General features: G+C 36.8%; 15 protein-coding genes. 13 read left to right on the top strand and 2 right to left on the bottom strand.

Annotated features, from left to right (window positions below; all coding sequences use genetic code 11):
* Positions 1-45 precede the first annotated feature (45 nt).
* The 4 genes from PXG98_RS09170 to PXG98_RS09155 all read left to right on the top strand — a co-directional run bounded on the left by PXG98_RS09170 (position 46) and on the right by PXG98_RS09155 (position 4023).
* Entirely contained in the window at positions 46-1776 is a 1731-nt protein-coding gene (locus PXG98_RS09170; protein WP_276390468.1) for a SulP family inorganic anion transporter, read from the top strand.
* Between the two features lie 56 nt (positions 1777-1832).
* Entirely contained in the window at positions 1833-3242 is a 1410-nt protein-coding gene (locus PXG98_RS09165; protein WP_276390466.1) for an MBL fold metallo-hydrolase, read from the top strand.
* 126 nt (positions 3243-3368) lie between these two features.
* Complete coding sequence (locus tag PXG98_RS09160) at positions 3369-3578, top strand: YgaP family membrane protein (RefSeq protein ID WP_276390465.1); 210 nt, start codon at positions 3369-3371, stop codon at positions 3576-3578.
* Between the two features lie 262 nt (positions 3579-3840).
* The gene (locus tag PXG98_RS09155) at positions 3841-4023 is read left to right on the top strand and encodes a hypothetical protein (protein WP_276390464.1); all 183 of its coding nucleotides are present in this window, start codon (positions 3841-3843) and stop codon (positions 4021-4023) included.
* Positions 4024-4158: 135 nt separating this feature from the next.
* Here the strand turns inward: PXG98_RS09155 and PXG98_RS09150 are convergent, their stop codons facing one another.
* A complete protein-coding gene (locus PXG98_RS09150) occupies positions 4159-5532 on the bottom strand; it encodes an exonuclease domain-containing protein (RefSeq protein ID WP_276390463.1) in 1374 nt (457 codons plus the stop codon).
* A 152-nt stretch (positions 5533-5684) separates the two neighbouring features.
* On the opposite strand from PXG98_RS09150, the gene PXG98_RS09145 reads away from it, so the two are divergent.
* From PXG98_RS09145 to PXG98_RS09115, 7 genes are all read left to right on the top strand, one after another.
* Positions 5685-7079 carry an AGE family epimerase/isomerase gene (locus tag PXG98_RS09145; RefSeq protein ID WP_276390462.1) on the top strand — a complete coding sequence of 465 codons (1395 nt, stop codon included), beginning with the start codon at positions 5685-5687 and terminating at the stop codon, positions 7077-7079.
* A 17-nt stretch (positions 7080-7096) separates the two neighbouring features.
* On the top strand, positions 7097-7870 hold the full coding sequence (locus PXG98_RS09140) for an SDR family NAD(P)-dependent oxidoreductase (RefSeq protein WP_277612702.1): 774 nt from the start codon (positions 7097-7099) through the stop codon (positions 7868-7870).
* A 13-nt stretch (positions 7871-7883) separates the two neighbouring features.
* Positions 7884-9371: a sulfatase family protein gene (locus tag PXG98_RS09135; protein ID WP_276390460.1), complete on the top strand. Its 1488-nt coding sequence runs from the start codon at positions 7884-7886 to the stop codon at positions 9369-9371.
* Positions 9372-9382: 11 nt separating this feature from the next.
* The gene (locus PXG98_RS09130; protein WP_276390459.1) at positions 9383-10210 is read left to right on the top strand and encodes an amidohydrolase family protein; all 828 of its coding nucleotides are present in this window, start codon (positions 9383-9385) and stop codon (positions 10208-10210) included.
* A gap of 85 nt (positions 10211-10295) precedes the next feature.
* On the top strand, positions 10296-11075 hold the full coding sequence (locus PXG98_RS09125; protein WP_276390458.1) for an SDR family oxidoreductase: 780 nt from the start codon (positions 10296-10298) through the stop codon (positions 11073-11075).
* Positions 11076-11092: 17 nt separating this feature from the next.
* Complete coding sequence (fucP, locus tag PXG98_RS09120) at positions 11093-12415, top strand: L-fucose:H+ symporter permease (RefSeq protein WP_276390456.1); 1323 nt, start codon at positions 11093-11095, stop codon at positions 12413-12415.
* 38 nt (positions 12416-12453) lie between these two features.
* Complete coding sequence (locus PXG98_RS09115; RefSeq protein ID WP_276390455.1) at positions 12454-13611, top strand: alpha-hydroxy acid oxidase; 1158 nt, start codon at positions 12454-12456, stop codon at positions 13609-13611.
* Here the strand turns inward: PXG98_RS09115 and PXG98_RS09110 are convergent.
* Positions 13604-14329 (bottom strand): hypothetical protein, encoded by a 726-nt coding sequence (locus tag PXG98_RS09110; protein WP_276390453.1) that lies wholly within the window; start codon positions 14327-14329, stop codon positions 13604-13606. The two genes, PXG98_RS09115 and PXG98_RS09110, sit on opposite strands and share 8 nt — an antisense overlap.
* 578 nt (positions 14330-14907) lie before the next feature.
* Here PXG98_RS09110 and PXG98_RS09105 point away from each other — a divergent pair.
* Entirely contained in the window at positions 14908-16260 is a 1353-nt protein-coding gene (locus tag PXG98_RS09105; protein ID WP_276390452.1) for an MraY family glycosyltransferase, read from the top strand.
* A gap of 131 nt (positions 16261-16391) precedes the next feature.
* Complete coding sequence (gene asnB / locus PXG98_RS09100; protein WP_276390451.1) at positions 16392-18233, top strand: asparagine synthase (glutamine-hydrolyzing); 1842 nt, start codon at positions 16392-16394, stop codon at positions 18231-18233.
* Positions 18234-18379: the final 146 nt, after the last annotated feature.

The raw sequence follows: 18379 nt of genomic DNA, 5'->3' as shown, positions 1-18379 counted from the left end.
CCCTATACGTTCTGCTACTATTTTTAATAATAGTATTTTTGATATATGCAGTCTATTTTTCCTTTGTTTAAGAGCCTTAAAGGCTATAATAAAAGAACTTTTGGAAAAGACCTTCTTTCGGGTTTTACCGTAGGCATAGTGCTGATTCCCCAGGGAATGGCTTACGCAATGATAGCAGGTTTACCCCCTGTCTATGGTCTGTATGCCTCCTTGATTCCAGTTTTGGTTTATATGTTTCTGGGAACCTCAAAACCTCTTTCCGTGGGTCCCGTGGCCATGGATTCTTTATTAGTTGCAGCAGGTTTGGGGACTTTAGCAATTACTGGCCTTGAAAACTATATTGCCATGGCAATGGTGCTGGCATTTATGGTTGGAAGCATACAGTTTTTACTGGGGCTTATGCGAATGGGATATTTGGTAAATTTCTTGTCCAAGCCGGTCATTAGTGGGTTTACTTCTGCCGCAGCAATTATAATAATATGTAGTCAAATTAAACATTTACTGGGGATGTCCGCAGCAGGGAGCAATAAGTTTCATCTTTTAATTCAGAATTTATTTTTGGCATTAGATTCTATTAACTGGATTACATTTTTAGTGGGTTTCTCAGGCATTATACTTTTAATAGCGTTTAAGAAATGGACTAGAAAACTTCCAGGGATTCTTTTTGTTGTTATAATTGGAATATTGGTGACCTATTTCTTTCAACTGAATACTTATGGGATGGAAATTGTTGGGGAAGTACCCAAAGGGCTGCCTAGTTTTATTTGGCCTTCCTTTTCTGTTAGTCATTTTATGGAACTATGGCCAATTGCTTTAACGCTTTCATTAATTGGGTATTTAGAAGCTATTTCTATATCCAAGAATTTTGAAGAAAAAAGCGAGGAAGACACATTGGATGCAAATAAAGAATTAATAGCTCTGGGGACTGCGAATATTTTTGGCTCTTTTTTCCAGTCCTATCCTGTTTCAGCAAGTTTTTCCCGCTCGGCTGTTAAAGAAGATTCTGGGGTGCAAACCAATTTATCTTCTGGGATAAGTGTTCTTTTAGTTGGTTTAACGCTACTTTTTCTTACTTCTTTATTCTATTATTTGCCAAAGACTATTCTGGCAAGTATTATTGTCGTATCGGTTTTTAAGTTAATTGATTTACAGTATGCCAAACGCCTGTGGAAATATAGAAAAGATGAGTTTATAGTATTACTCTTTACTTTTTTAATAACCATTTTTGTGGGGATTCCTCAGGGAATCTTAATTGGAGTTTTGGCAAGTCTTTTACTTATGGTTTATAGAACTTCAAAACCTCATTTTCCAGAACTAGGAAATATTAGGAAGACAGAATATTATAAAAATATAAATCGCTTTTCGGATGAAGCTAGTTTGCGCGACGATCTTCTTATTGTACGATTCGATTCACAGTTGTATTTTGCGAATGCCAATTATTTTAGGAAAGAACTTCAGAAACATATAGACCAAAAAGGACCCGCGCTAAAAGGAATAATTTTAAATGCAGAAGCAATTAATTATATTGATTCTACGGCGACCAGGATGTTGGTGAAAACTATTTCACAAATTCAAAAAAGCGGAATAGAGTTTCATATTGTCGGAGCAATTGGTCCAACGCGCGATATAATATTTCGTAGTGATATTGCAAAAGTATTGCCTAAAGAATATCTTTTTGTGAAAATTCAAGAAGCGGTTGCCTTTTTTGATAATCTAGAAGAAAGGGTAGAAGTATACGGGAAAGTAGCTTTGCAACGGAATAATACCGGTAACTAAAGTTACTAAAGAGTAAAACTTTTAGTATTAATTTTGCTAAATATAAGCATGAAAATATGGAAGTAGAACAGATTTATACGGGATGTCTTGCACAAGGTGCATATTATATTGAAAGTGACGGAGAGGTCGCTATCATAGATCCATTAAGAGAGATATCTCCTTACATAGATCGGGCAAAAAAAAATGGTGCAAAAATAAAGTACATATTTGAAACACATTTTCATGCCGATTTTGTTAGCGGGCACGTCACTTTGTCTAAAGAAACTGGTGCACCCATAGTCTTTGGCCCAAATGCAAATCCTAGTTTCAAGGCAATAATCGCTAAAGATGAACAGGAGTTCGTCTTAGGAAAAATAACAATTAAGGTCATGCACACACCTGGCCACACAATGGAAAGCACTACCTACCTCCTCAAAGATGAAGAGGGTAAGGACTATGCCATTTTTTCAGGAGATACGTTGTTCCTAGGGGATGTTGGACGGCCGGATCTGGCACAAAAGGCCTCGGATATGACCAAAGAGGACTTAGCCGGACTTTTATTTGATAGTTTAAGGACAAAGATTATGCCATTGGCAGACGATGTCATTGTATATCCTGCTCATGGGGCTGGATCTGCTTGTGGGAAGAATATGATGAAGGAAACTGTAGACACATTGGGTAATCAGAAAAGTATGAATTATGCGCTTAGGGCCAACATGACAAAGCAAGAGTTCATCGAGGAAGTAACCGATGGCCTACTGCCTCCACCTAAGTATTTTCCCTTAAATGTAAAAATGAATAAGGAAGGTTATGAACATATCGATACAATTCTTAAAAGAGGAACCAACAACGTATCACCAGACGATTTTGAAAGGATAGCGAATGATACCGGAGCTTTGGTGCTAGATGTTAGGCCACAGAGTGATTTTATTAAAGGACACATACCCCGGTCTATTTTTATAGGTCTAAATGGCGATTTTGCTCCTTGGGTAGGTGCCCTTATTGCTGATGTAAAACAACCTTTACTTCTGGTCTGCCCAGCAGGCATGGAAGAAGAAGCGGTTACAAGGTTGTCAAGAGTTGGGTTCGACAATACTCTGGGTGTATTGGAAGGGGGGTTCCAGGCATGGCAAAATGCAGGTAAAGAGATTGATTCTGTACGCTCAATAGAGGCTGGTTTGGCGAAACAACAAATGGAGAAAAACGCAACTCCGGTATTTGATGTTCGTAAGGAGAGTGAATTTAAGGCAGAACATTTGGTAGATGCCACAAATACACCCTTAGATCAACTAAATATTTTTATTGACAGCTTTCCGGAAAATGAAGATTTTTATGTGCATTGTGCCGGCGGATACAGATCGGTAATCGCCGCGTCTATACTTAAAAGCAGAGGAATTCACAATTTGATAGATTTGGCTGGAGGCTTTGGTGCTCTAAAAAAAGAGGGTGCTGAGGTAACCAACTATGTTTGTCCATCTACATTATAATATGACTTTTATCATTTAATATTTAGGGTGTTGGTGCTATTTTTGGAGAAGTTTTAACAGACAGACCAAGCTGGTGTTATAAAAACACCCAACCTAAAGACTAGGAATAACTAAAACTATTATAGTATGAAACGAAATATGGGAAAGACCGATAAGATAGTTAGAGTAGCTCTCGCTATTATTGCAGCCCTCTTGGTTTATTTTGATGTGGTGCAAGGTACATTTGCCTATGTTCTCTTGGCAATGGCCTCCGTTTTTATCCTAACTAGTTTGATAAGTTTTTGCCCAGTTTATGGCCTGGTGGGACTAAACACATGTAAGGTTAAAAAAACATAGTATTCACCAATTTGCTTGCTTATGATTTCTTCAATAATTCCTTTGGTTAACTGGAACAATGGCATTATTATGATTGCCGTATTTGCGATCGTCGTGGTTGCCTTGGTCGCAATCCTCCTTAGCCTTTTAAATAGTGGGAATAAATAGCCGTACATAAATTAGATTGCTAATTAGTATCTTTTAATGCACAATGGAGGTAGTCAGGGTTTCGTTGTGTTCTTAAATATTTTATTTAGTATCTTTCCTCAGAATTTGCAATAAAATGATTAAAAAGTTTATTCTTGGCATAGGCATAATGAACGCAGTTATGCTGTTAGTGGTGCTTTCCATAATTGTAGTATCCGAGATAATGTTTTTATCCGGTAATAAATTGGAGGCTATTTTTATCGCTTTTTGGGCACCAACAATATTAGGGTTTATGAACTATTTGAAGTATAGGAAGTGAACGAACTAATTCTGACATATTCCGTGATAGTTGCAATCGTATTTGTTATATGGTTATGGTTCGTTATACTTATGTACAACCGTTTAAACAAATAGCTTAGTCCTTAGCTTTGACTTATTAGGCCCTTCTATTTTTCTATCTGTTGTTGAGGAGAACAACTGATTTTGGATATTTTAGAGTGTGTGTTCTAACAAGACGCGTTGTTTCTATGGTGTTTTTTTGAGGCTGTAAAAAGGCGAGAACATCTTCTATAGTAGGCAATTCAAGGTTTTTTGGAACGAAGCCAAAACCAGCATAGGTACCATCCTTTACCAAAATTACAGCGTCCTCTTCTCTTGTTCGACCTTTGTCTTTAATCAGATAGGTTACATTGGCATCTAGGCTATGTTTTATGGCATTGATAACACGACTGTTGTAGTTTTCTGCTTCTTCTTCACCCCTACATATACCCTTACATTCCTTAATTCTGAAATGAGAACATGGACCAGTTGTATCTTGTAAATGACAATATTTTGGACATAAATTAAAAGACTTACACAGTTGTTCAATAAATAGTCTGCAATCTGTGGTATTGTAGAAAGTAACTATAGGGTTGGGTGCTAGTTTTTGTTTGTTGTACGCTAAGTGTAAGATGCCTTGGCGGTCTTCATAACTAAAGACACCATAAGGTATTACATTCCTTTTTTGTGCCCTGTTGTATAGCGGATAGTGCCGTTTTATGGCCGTAGATTCCATCAAAAGTGCCAATAGTTCATTTCCTGACAATTTAAAATCAATATCGCTGGTGTCTTCACACAATTTTAATTCCTTTTTCGACTTGTCATAGAAATGACTTAGCACTCTCTTCTTTATGTTTTTAGCTTTACCTACATAAATAATTTCTCCCTTGGTATTTTTAAAATAGTAGATGCCAGCTGCGTTTGGCAGGGATTCGTAGCTAGACTTTGACAGGCCCGGTGGAAGGGTTATTTCCTGAGATCTTGCATTTAAAAAAGAAGTAAAAACGGGTTCTGCCTTTGGATTATCTAAGAGCTGTTTAAACAGCAAAACAGTCGCGGCAGCATCTCCTCTAGCCCTGTGCCTGTCCGTTAAGGGGATGCCTAAAGAGGAGCAAAGCTTTCCAAGACTGTACGAGCTATAGCCTGGTAGAAGTTTTCTCGATAGTCTAACAGTGCACAGTTTTTTTAAAGCAAGTGTTTGACCTATTCTCCTTAATTCCTCTTTAATCACATTATAGTCGAAATTTACGCTATGAGCAACAAAAATATTTTCTTTTAAGAGTGCTAAAATCTTAGGGGCAACTTCTTCAAAAGAAGGTGCATCCCTTACCATGTCATTATCAATACCCGTAAGTCCGGTAATAAAATAAGGAATCTCACAATTGGGATTAACCAGAGTGGTGTACTCATCTACTATTTCCTTGCCATCAAAAATAAAAATTGAAATTTCGGTAATTTTATTACCCTTAATTCCATTTCCAGTGGTCTCGATGTCTACAATAGCGTACAATAGATATGCATTTAATTTATTGAAAGGGAAAGTTACTAAGAATTATTGCACATCTCCAAAGACTTCTGCATTTGGTGGATGAATAACATTGGGAAGACATAAGAATAAACTAAATATTGATTACATTTAGATGAATAGCCTAAATGGATCATATGCAGAATATAGTTTTAAAGAATATCGGGGTTTTTGGAATCTTATGTTGTATCTCAGCACTTATTCTTTCCTGTAATTCAAAAGATCATAATGTTCAGAAAGAAGATATGGTCTTAAGAGAATTACAAAGTTCATTAGAGGTTTTGGCAAATACCTGGTACCCCAGAACCGTAGATTCCGTACGAGGGGGATTTTATGCCGACTTTAACTATAAATGGGACTTAAAAGGGGAACAGTCTAAAATGCTGGTTACTCAGGCCAGGCATCTATGGACTACTTCTACCCTTTTTTCGCACTTTAAAGATTCGACCTACCTCGAATTAGCTGTACATGCTTTTCAATATTTAAGCCAGGAGATGCAAGATGTAGATCAAGGAGGGTTTTATACGCTGTTAAAATCTAACGGTAAGAACTATGTCCCCGTAAGTAAAACTAAAAGTGCTTACGCCAATGCTTTTGCTATTTATGGTCTCGCAACCTATTACAAAGTATCGAGAGACACAAGCGCACTTAGCCTGGCAAAAAAGACCTTTCTATGGTTAGATCAAAATGCTTATGATACGCTGCATAAAGGGTATTTTGATGTGCTGCAGCTAGATGGCTCCAATTTGCTAAATGTAGAAACAAATGATGAAGCTATTGAAAATTGGATTCGTAAAGATTGGAAAGATCAAAATTCATCTATTCATTTAATGGAAGCCTTTACTGCGCTTTATGAGGTTTGGCCTGATAAACGTCTTGAAATAAAACTACGCGAATTGAAATTGCTAATAAGAGATACGATAACTTCTCAAAAAGGCTACTTGTATCTTCATTTAGATAGAGACTGGACCCCGGTAGTCTTAAAAGATTCCAGCGAAAAATATCGGAAAGATAATTTTTGGATAGATCATGTTTCTTTTGGACATGATGTTGAAACGGGGTTTTTATTATTAGAAGCATCACATGTGCTACATAGTAAGAACGATACTGTCACGAGAGCAAAAGCAAAAAAAATGATAGACCATGGAATCGCCAAAGGCTGGGATTATAATCGCGGAGGATTTTTCGATGGGGGATATTATTTGGATGGGACAGATGAGTGCACTATCTTAAATCCGGCAAAAATATGGTGGACCCAAGCAGAAGGACTTAATGCACTTCTATTAATGGCAACTTTATATCCTGAGGAAGAGAATTACAAAAAACTATTTATAGAGCAATGGTCCTATATCCAGAAAGAGTTAGTAGATGACATTTATGGGGGTTGGTTTATAGAAGGAGTAGAAGGGAATGAGGAAATTAGGAAGGCTTCCAAAGCACATAACTGGAAAGTGAATTATCACAATGTAAGAGCGCTCATAAATTGTATAAATATGTTAGAAGGTACTTACGAAGTAACGCATAAAGAATAACCAAAAGGACAAATATTTTGAAATTTAATTTAGAAGGAAAAAACGCCATAATCACCGGCGGAGGCAGTGGTATTGGGAAGGCTATTGCCATTGCGTTGGCCGATCAGGGAGCTCTGGTGCATATTTTAGAATTAAATGAAAGCCCGGCCAAGGAAACTGCTAGGGAGATTCACCAGAGAAATGGAAGTGCCATAGCATATTCTTGTGATGTATCTAACCAAAAGGAAGTACAAAAACTCATTGGTGAAATAACGAAAACAAAAGCACTCGATATTCTTATAAACAATGCGGGGATTGCACATATTGGAGATGTGGAGACCACATCTGAAGAAGATTTGGATCGCGTCTATAATGTAAATATCAAGGGGGTTTATAATTGTATAAACGCCAGTATTGGAGCAATGAAAGAAAATGGCGGGGTAATTATTAATATGGCATCTGTAGCGGCTACCGTAGGAATTTCACAAAGATTCGCCTATTCCATGACCAAAGGAGCTGTATTAACCATGACTTATTCCGTAGCTAAAGATTATTTAGATTTTGGGATACGCTGTAATAGTATATCTCCAGCAAGAGTACATACTCCTTTTGTAGATGGCTATCTCAAGAAAACCTATCCAGGAAGAGAAGAGGAAATGTTTGAAGCTCTTTCTAAAACACAGCCTATTGGTCGCATGGGAAGACCAGAAGAAATTGCAAATTTAGTAGTTTACCTATGCTCTAATGAGGCATCGTTTATTACCGGAACAGATTTCCCCATAGATGGGGGCTTTATAAGGCTAAATGGATAACAAAAAATATAATATGAATAGAAGTTCAAAAGTAATTCTCTTTACTTTATTTTCTTTTTTACTTTTTGTTGGCTGCAAAGAAAAAAAGCAAGAAGTAGATATCGACCTCGCTCTGGAGGGGAAGCCAAATATTTTACTTATTTATACGGATGATCAGAGTTTTAGGGCCTTACAAGCCTTAGGCAATCCAGAGATCAACACCCCAATAATGGATAAACTGGTAAAGGAGGGAACTACTTTTACACATGCATATAATATGGGCGGATGGAATGGTGCAATTTGTTTAGCTTCCAGAGCAATGATGATTAGCGGCCGTAATATTTGGCGTGCCCAGGAGTTTTCAGAAAGCTTATCGAAAAATCAAGAATCAAATAAGACCTGGCCAAAGTTAATGGAACAACAAGGCTACGAGACCTATATGACAGGGAAATGGCATATTTCTATCCCCCCAGATAGTATTTTTAATCATGTAAAAAGTGTTCTTAGCGGGATGCCAAAAGATACTCCTGAAGGCTATAATAGACCGTTAAATAAGAAAGATACTCTTTGGCAGCCATGGAAAAAGGAATTCGGAGGATATTGGGAAGGAGGGCAGCACTGGAGCGAATTAGTACGAGACGATGCCCTTAGTTTTATAAGTCATGCTTCCGGCAGTACTAAACCCTTTTTTATGTATGTGGCTTTTAATGCCCCTCACGACCCTAGACAGGCCCCAAAGTCTTATGTAGATGCATATGATTTGGACAGTATTGCTATCCCTAAATCTTTTATGCCAGAATACCCTTTTGCAGAGGCAATGGGATCTGGCAGAGAGCTACGCGATGAAATGCTAGCGCCTTTTCCTCGAACGGAGTATTCAGTAAAAGTAAATAGACAAGAATACTATGCCCTAGTCACCCATCTGGATGAACAAATTGGTAAGATTTTAAATTCCTTAGAAACACATAACCTCAGAGAAAATACTTTTATCTTTTTTACATCTGATCACGGTCTGGCCATTGGCGAACACGGGCTTTTAGGAAAACAAAATATGTTTGATCACAGCATTCGGGTACCCTTTGTGATGTTGGGTCCTAATGTGCCTAAAGATAAGAAGATAAGTACCGATATTTATCTGCAAGATATCATGGCAACCTCCTTAGAACTTGCAGGGGTGAACAAACCCACCTATGTAGATTTTAACAGTTTACTAGACCTTGCTACCTCCAAAACGTCAAAAGGGAATTACCCGGCCGTGTATGGCTGTTACGAAGAAGCTTCCCAAAGGATGATTCGAAAAGATAATTATAAACTGATTGTTTATCCAAAAATTGAAAAACTTTTGCTATTTGATTTAAGGGCAGACCCTTTAGAATTAGAAGATTTGTCTTCAGACCCTAGAAATACGCCATTGTTAAGGAAGATGTTCCTCGAATTGATGGAATTACAAGAAGCTATGGGAGATCGCCTCGATCTACATCCAATTTTTGAATCTATATTTAAAGAAGATAACGCGGTATAAAAGAGCGGAGTATGATTATAGATAGTCACCACCATTTATGGAAATACAAGCCTGAGACCTATCCTTGGATAACAGAAGATATGAAAATTCTGCGGGCAGATTATTTGCCTCAGATTCTTTATCCGCTATTAAAAGCAAATGGAGTAGATGCATGTGTGGCTGTGCAAGCAGACCAATCGGAAAAGGAGACCGATTTTCTTCTAAAATGCGCCTCTGAAAATGAATTTATTAAAGGAGTGGTGGGATGGATAGATCTTAAGAGAGCCAATAGAGAAGACAGACTGGCTTATTTTGCCGCAGATAAGAACCTTAAAGGAATTAGGCATGTTGTTCAAGATGAACCAGATCCGGAATTTATGTTAGAGAAAGAGTTTCAAAATGGAATTCAATGCCTTGCTAACTTTAACCTTACCTATGATATCTTAATCTATGATTTTCAGCTACCAGCGGCCGTTTTACTGGCAAGAGCCTTCCCTAATCAAAAGTTTGTTTTAGACCATATCGCAAAACCAAAATTGTCAGAAGGTGTAAGTAGGAATTGGTCTTCTCAAATAAAAGAATTAAGTCTTTGTGACAATGTAAGCTGTAAGATATCTGGAATGGTTACTGAGACAAAAGACTTTCAGTGGTCCGAAGAAGAATTTACACCCTTTATGGAGGTAGTTTTAGAAGCTTTTGGTTCGGAGAGATTAATGTATGGCTCAGATTGGCCTGTGTGTCTTCTAGCGGCTAAATACCCGCAGGTAATTAATATAGTACAAAAGTTCGTTTCAACCCTTACAAAATCAGAGCAGGATAATATAATGGGATTAAATGCGAAGCGGTTTTATGAGCTATAATTACTAGAATGTTCAGGTTTATTAGCGTATCATTTTACCACGGTGAAAAAGAAAATATCGAAGCTTAAGCAACAAAATATGAATAATGAACTTGGAATTAGAAAATAAAGTAATTGTAGTAACAGGAGGTTCCAAGGGAATTGGTTACGGAATTTGCGAAGTGCTCTGTAAAGAAGGAGCCATTCCTGTAATCATAGGGAGAACAAAAAAGGATGTCTTAAAGGCTCAAGAAGTCTTGCAGTATGAGGGTGCCAAGGTATACTATGCTATTGCAGAACTAACCAAGCCGGAGGAATGCAAAGCGGCAATAGAAAAGGTAGTAGAGGAAGTCGGAAGGATTGATGGTTTAGTTAATAATGCCGGCATCAATGACGGAATTAGTCTGGAAAATGGAAATTATGCGGATTTTGTCCGCTCTATTAATCGGAATTTAACCCATTATTATATGATGGCGCATTACGCATTGCCAGAGCTCAAGAAAACTAAGGGAAGCATTGTGAACATCAGTTCTAAAACTGCAAGTACTGGGCAGGGAAGGACATCGGGATATGCTGCGGCAAATGGAGGTAGAAATGCCCTAACCAGAGAGTGGGCAGTTGAATTGTTGCCTTATAGTATAAGAGTAAACGCCTTAATCGTAGCAGAATGTTATACCCCGCTTTATAAAAAATGGATAAAAAGCTTCGAGCAGCCTGAGAAGAAATTAAAAGAGATATGTGAAAAAATCCCTTTAGAAAATAGGATGACATCAGCCGAGGAAATAGGCAATACCGTTGCGTTTTTATTATCTCCTAAATCTAGTCATACCACGGGGCAATTACTGTATGTTGACGGGGGGTATACCCATCTAGACAGAGCACTATAAATTAACCAATAATTCCAATGAACTCAGTGAACAAGAGCCCTATAGTATCAAGACAAATGCTATTACCCTTTATCCTAATAACCTCACTTTTTGCGCTATGGGGGTTTGCCAATGATATTACAAATCCTATGGTATCGGCATTTAAAAAAATATTAGAATTGAATAATACACAGGCTTCCTGGGTGCAGGCTGCATTTTATGGGGGGTATTTCACTATGGCCTTGCCGGCGGCTTATGTGGTTAAGAAGTTTACTTATAAAATAGGGATTCTGGTGGGACTTGCACTTTACGCCCTCGGCGCCCTACTTTTTTATCCGGCCGCCTCCATGGAGAGTTATATATTCTTTTTACTGGCACTTTATATCTTAACTTTTGGGTTGGCGTTTTTAGAGACCACTGCAAACCCCTTTATCTTATCTATGGGAACAGAAGAAACTGCTACCCAGAGATTAAATCTTGCTCAGGCCTTTAATCCCATCGGTGCCCTTTCAGGATTATTTGTAGCACAAACATTTATTTTAGGAGCTCTTCAGTCTGATAATTTAGACGCAGACGGACAGCCAATTTATGATAGCCTTTCCGCAACGGCCAAGGCGGCTATAAAAACTTCGGATTTACTCGTTATCAGGGACCCATATGTGGCTTTAGGATTTTTTGTTCTCCTTATGTTTATGCTAATCAGTATTGTAAAAATGCCAGAAAAAAAGGAGGCAGACGGCCCAAGTATGAAAGAATCCATTCAGCGAATATTTAAAAAGGAACGCTTTTATGGAGGAGTTTTGGCACAATTGTTTTATGTGGGAGCACAAATTATGTGCTGGACCTATATTTATCAATATGCAGAAAATATTGGAATTAGTAATCAACAGGCCGTAAATTACGCCTATATAGCTTTGGGGATATTTTTGTTAGGTCGGTTTTTGTGTACCTATCTTTTAAATTTCATGAATTCGGGAAAATTACTAATGATTTTATCTTTTGGAGCAGTTGTCTTCGCCATCGGGGCTATTTTTATAGAAGGAATAACGGGGCTTTATAGTTTAGTTTTAATCTCCTTTTGTATGTCTTTAATGTTTCCTACAATCTATGGAATTGCCTTGCAGGGTTTGGGGGAAGATGCCAAACCAGCTTCTGCTTTTTTGGTTATGGCAATTGTTGGAGGCGCTTTTATGCCTATTTTACAAGGCCTTATATTAGATATTGGTGGTCCTAATTACGCGGATACAACGATTTTAGGCGTTGCGGAAGTCAATTTTTCCTTTATACTTCCATTAATTTGTTTTTTAGTGGTAGCCTTATATGGTTATCGTACCAGTATAAATTTTGGAGAAAAAAGCTAAATTGGATGTATAATTAAGATGAAAAATCAGTCGGTATTATGAGAAACGCCAAACGTATTAAATTTGATTCGAGATATCCCTCAATAGAAGCCTTAAGGGCGAAAGCCAAGAAGAGAATTCCCGGATTTGCTTTTGATTATCTGGATGGTGGATGCAATGAAGAAGTCAATATAAAAAAGAATACCGATGAAATAAGACAGGTAGAATTAAAACCGGATTATTTAACCAAATATCCGGGTCTCTCCTTACAAACTGAACTTTTTGGGCGGACTTATGATTCTCCTTTTGGTATTGCTCCAGTAGGACTTCAAGGGCTTATGTGGCCTAAGGCTTCAGAAATATTGGCCAAAGCGTCTTTGGATTACAACATTCCTTTTATTCTCAGTACAGTGACTACAATGAGCATAGAAAAAGCGTCGGAAATAACAGAAGGAAGAGCATGGTTTCAGTTATACCATCCCACAGAAAATGAGGTTCGGAATGATATGTTAAAGAGGGCAGAAGCAGCAGGATGTGAGGTGTTGGTTTTGCTTTGTGACGTGCCAACCTTTGGATTTAGAGCCAAGGAAATCCAGAACGGCTTGTCGATGCCTCCAAAAATGACTCTATCTAATTTTGTCCAGATATTTGGAAGGCCACAATGGGCATGGGAGACATTGCTTAACGGCCAACCTAATTTTGAAACTTTGAAGCCGTATATGCCCAAAAACTTAAATCTAAAACATTTAGGACTTTTTATGGACGCTATGTTTTCCAAGCGAATGAACGAAGAAAAAATTGCACCTATACGAGATAGCTGGAAAGGGAAGATTGTACTAAAAGGAGTGGCTACAGAAGTAGATGCAGCAAAGGCAATTAAGCTTGGTTTAGATGGTATTATTGTCTCTAATCATGGCGGCAGACAGCTAGACGCCGGAGAGTCTACCATAAAACCCTTAACTCGCATTGCCAAAGAGTACGGTTCGGATATTAAGGTAATGATGGACAGCGGTATACGTTCGGGACCGGACGTAGCGCGGTCTTTGGCCAGTGGAGCTCAATTCACCTTTATGGGCAGGTCTTTTATGTATGGTGTATCTGCTTTAGGCAAAAAAGGAGGAGATCATACTATTTCTTTGCTTCAGACACAATTGTCCCAAGTAATGGAACAATTGGGCTGTACCCAGGTAAGCGATTTACCCAAGCATCTTATTTAGGAAAATATACAAACTGCAGATCCTTGGGTAATTTATCTAGGGTCTTCCACACGATGGTTTTTTCATAAGTCAGGCCATCTTTATCCCTAAATATCTCCGTAACCTGATATTGAACAATGTTCCATCCAGGTTTAAAGTTAAGCTCGTAAACGTTTTTAGCCTCATACATTTCGCCGGATATGGTATAGGAATCCATCCCACAAGAGCCTTTCACTGTTGCAGCCTCTTCAAAATAGTACATATCAATATAGTAGCCCTCCTTGTTTTGGTATTTTCCAAAGGCTTTGACTCCTTCAGCAAAGGATTTAGAATTTACCATCATAAAGCTACCATACATTTTTTGAGCAGGAATATCAGCTATATTAAACATACCAAAGGTGGTTAGACTTAAAATTAGCTGTTCGCCATTCAAGGTTTCAACGGTTTCCGTATGGCACTTAAAACTTTGGTCAATGGAGTTTAGACTAGTCTTCCATTCATCCGATGCTTCATTGAATCCTTTAATATCTTTTCTAATGCTTTGGGCTAAAGCCGCATCTAATTCAATCAAAAAATTTCCTTTGTCGTCTATGTCTCCAATAGCAAGAGGCTTATGCATTCCTGTAATAATTTCTGCCTTTGGATTGTCCCAATCTGCCAGAGTTCCACTGAGGCTATTCTGAGCATTAAGGATGACGCAAATAAAGAGCGAGGCAAAGCTTAGAAGAGTAGTTTTCATATTAGTGTTTTATGCTAATTATAGTTTTCTACACCAAATAAATACCATAGATAGTTAGCTTAAGCCAGAATTGTATAGATGGATGAATTTATTGTGTAGAGTGTTGATTTATAGGATCTTAATTTTTTTTAAAAGCCGAAAATTGAAAAGAACCGTAGCATTTTTTTATTTTTAAATGGAGCTACGGTATTTATCCAAAACCTCTTAATAAGTTGTTTATAAAAGCTTCCTTCTCTTTAGACAATTTGGTTGATTAATGAATAATTTTACACGGCGATAAAACGAGAACTTCGGAATGTTGATATAGTATTTACTATTGTCTAGAAGTCTTTTGAATTCGTGTTTAATACAGTTTGTCCGGGTTTTGTGATACAACTAAACGGAATTGCCCTCCGAGTTGTCGAATAAATATAAACCCTTGATAATAAATGGATTAATTTTCCTTTTAGATCCCCTGGAAAAGGAATTAGATTGGTTTTTGTTTAGGTAATAAGTGAAAATTCGATTGTAAAAAGACCAGAATAGTTGAGGATAAGTTTTTTGTCCGAATTAAATAGAGCCTTAAATTTTAAATAATCTTGTTAAGCGAATTAACGACCAACCTATACCTACTCTCTTCCCTGTCGGCTATTTTAGCCTTTGTACTGGCGGTTAGGATATACCCGGTAATTATTTATACGGTACGGACTAAGAATTTAATGGATGAACCAGAGGAAAGGAGCAGTCATAGTTTTAAAACACCAACTCTTGGGGGTGTAGGGTTATATGTTGCTTTTTTTATATCTGCGGTGTTAATTGCAATTTTAGCAGATTTACAACGGGCAGAGCTTATAAAGTTAGTCACCTTGGGTCTTGCGACTATGATTCTTTTGTTTTTGGGAATTAAGGACGATCTTATTGCCCTTGCACCTAAGAAAAAGTTTTTAGGACAGCTTACCGTATCGGCAATGGTAATCTTTATTACGGATATCCGTATTGAAAGTCTTGAAGGACTCTTAGGTGTTGGGACTTTGCCTTATGTTATTTCTGTTTTATTTACACTTTTTGTTTTTATACTGGTTATCAATGCCTTTAATTTAATCGACGGTATAGATGGTTTGGCCGGCACTATAGCGCTTATTTCCTGTGCAACATTTGGGGTGTTTTCTGTGCTTAATGACCAATTCTTTTCGGCTATAGTTTCTTTTAGTGCTTTTGGGGCAGTAGTTGGATTTTTACTATTTAATTTGTCCAAATCCCGTAAGCTTTTTATGGGAGACTCAGGTTCTATGGTATTAGGATTTTTACTGGCTTATCAGGGCGTTTATTTTTTACAGCTAAACCAGCTTACGGATGTATTTGGCATTTCTAATGCACCAATAGTCTTATTGGCAGTTTTGTCATTTCCGCTATTGGATACTCTGAGAGTATTTATTATAAGAGCCAGAGAAGGCAGAAGTCCATTTAGCCCAGACAGGAATCATATTCATCACATCTTGATAGATGGCGGCTTAAATCATAAGCAGGCGACGATTTTTTTAGCGATTGCCAATGTCTTAGTGATAGAACTGGCTATTCTTGTAAAAGATTTAGAAATAAACCTCCAATTAGTTATTACTGTACTTCTTGGTTCATTCTTGTATACGGCGCTTTATAGGGTGAATTCTGTAAATAAATGGACCAAATCACCAGATGTCGTTTCAACTAAAATTAATCAGGGTAAAGTTATAAGTCTAAAACCTCAGGATAGTTTAGTAAGAGAAGGTGCAACTAAGTCCTTATCTAAATTAAACAGAAAAAAGAAGTATACCCCAACGGTATTAAATGCAGATAAAGTCAAAACCTGGCTAATAGGTGATAAGCGGATCAAAGAGCTAGTAAAGTCTAAAGAAAGAAATTTAAGAGAAGTAAAAATTTTAAAAGGACGAAAGTCAGTGGAGACCGATTATTAAGATTTGATTTTTTATAAACTCTTATCACATTTATAATAATTGACTATTAGATTTTTTCATTAAAATCATTGAGTTCTTATATCCGACATACATTTTTAATTGGAATGGTATGTTGAATCATTATTGTAACTATGTGTGGAATAATAGGTTTTAATTTTAATGTGGGCCTTGCCACTAGCTATTTAGATGTGGCTAGCTATCGAGGGCCTGATAATGCATTTGCACAACGTTTTGGTAAATTTACTTTAGGTCATAATCGACTTTCAATTATTGATTTATCAGAGGAAGCTCATCAACCATTCGTATCGACTTGCGGAAATTTTGTAATTGTTTATAATGGGGAAGTATATAATCATAAAGAAATAAGGAAACGATTACAAACCAAGTATTCATTTAGAACAACTTCAGACACTGAAGTTGTTCTTTACAATTACATTGAGAAAAAAGAAAAATGTCTGGAAGATTTTATAGGCATGTTTGCTTTTACTGTTTATGATATCAAAAATGATATACTTTTTGGAGCTCGTGATCGATTAGGAATTAAACCTTTTGTCTATTATACACGAGGTAAAAATTTCGCCTTTGCATCTGAAATCAAAGTAATTAAGGAGTTAATAAGTGGTTTATCTCTTAATTTTCATGCTGTAGGGCAGTATCTGAGATATTTATATGTTTCCTCACCTGACTCTATTTATAATGAAATAAGCAAACTAGAACCGGCTCACTTCTTTAATTTTTCAAAAGGGACCTTAACAATCACTAGATACTGGAATTGTGATGATTCTATTGGATTAAATTTGCATTTAAAAGAGCGTGAAGTTCTTGATAGATTAGACTTTCTATTAAATGAGGCAATTAATTATAGAATGATTGCTGATGTAGATTTAGGATCATTTCTTTCTGGAGGCATTGATTCGTCAACCATATTGTATTATATGACAAAAAACTCCAATAAGCCAATTAATACATTTACGCTTGGTTTTGAAGGGGCACAGAAGTACGATGAAACTGGAGATGCAAAGATGATAGCCAATTACTTTAATACAAATCATCTTGAAATAATAATACATCCTAAAGTAGCTAGTTTGCTGCCCAAAATGGTACATCATTTCGATGAGCCTTTTGGGAATCCAACTGCAATACTAATTCATGAACTTACCAAGGAAACAAAAAAGTATGTCTCTGTGGCTTTGGCGGGAGATGGTGGTGATGAAATTTTTGGAGGTTATCCTAGATATGAGGCGACTCTTTTGTTTGATAGAATAAAGTTTGTACCTCGGTTTTTTTGGAAGGTTTTGAATCCTGCGTTAAAATTGATTTCCGAAGATACTTCAGGGAATCACAGGTTCAGAAGAGTAAAGACCTTTATTAGTTCTTTGTCTAAGCCTGAAGATGAAATGTACGACGATTGGGTTGCTTATTTTTCATTTAAGGAGATAAGATTATTATTGAAGACTCAATTAGATTTTAATAAGGCGGTTACCGAAGTATTTAATTCAATACCTACAAAAAATCTAATTATTAAAACGTCAATTACAGATTTGAAAACTTATTTGGTTAATAATCTATTATATTATGGAGATTCAATGAGTATGGCAAATAGTTTTGAAGTAAGAACTCCTTTAATTGATCATCGACTTGTAGAATTCATGACTTCAATTTCTTCAAACTATCGTATTCGATCTGGAAAGACGAAATATTTGATGAAAAAGTTATTGGAGGGGAAAGTTCCAGACGAAATTATCAATAAACCCAAATTAGGGTTAAATCCACCCATGGGTATGTGGTTAAAAAATGATCTGCAAGGATTTGTTTCCTCTTATTTGTCTAAAGAAAGTCTAGAGCGAAGGGGAATGAATTTTAAGTTTGTCTCAGAACTCCTAAAAGAGCATCATTCAGGCAGGAGAGATAGGTCATTAGCTTTATGGAGCATAATAGTTCTAGAAGAATGGTATAGACAGAATGTGAATTAGTTTATGATGGAAAATAGATGCTAAGAAAAGTTTTTATAATATTAATACTATTTATTCAGGGAACACTGAAACAGAATTGTACAAATAGACAAATAAAACAATTAATTTTTTATAAACAATCTGACAAGAAATCTTAAAGGATAAAT

Source organism: Eudoraea chungangensis, from assembly GCF_029360665.1.
In the GTDB taxonomy this organism is placed as follows: Bacteria; Bacteroidota; Bacteroidia; order Flavobacteriales; family Flavobacteriaceae; genus Eudoraea; species Eudoraea chungangensis.
This window is presented reverse-complemented; position numbering and strand designations above follow the sequence as displayed.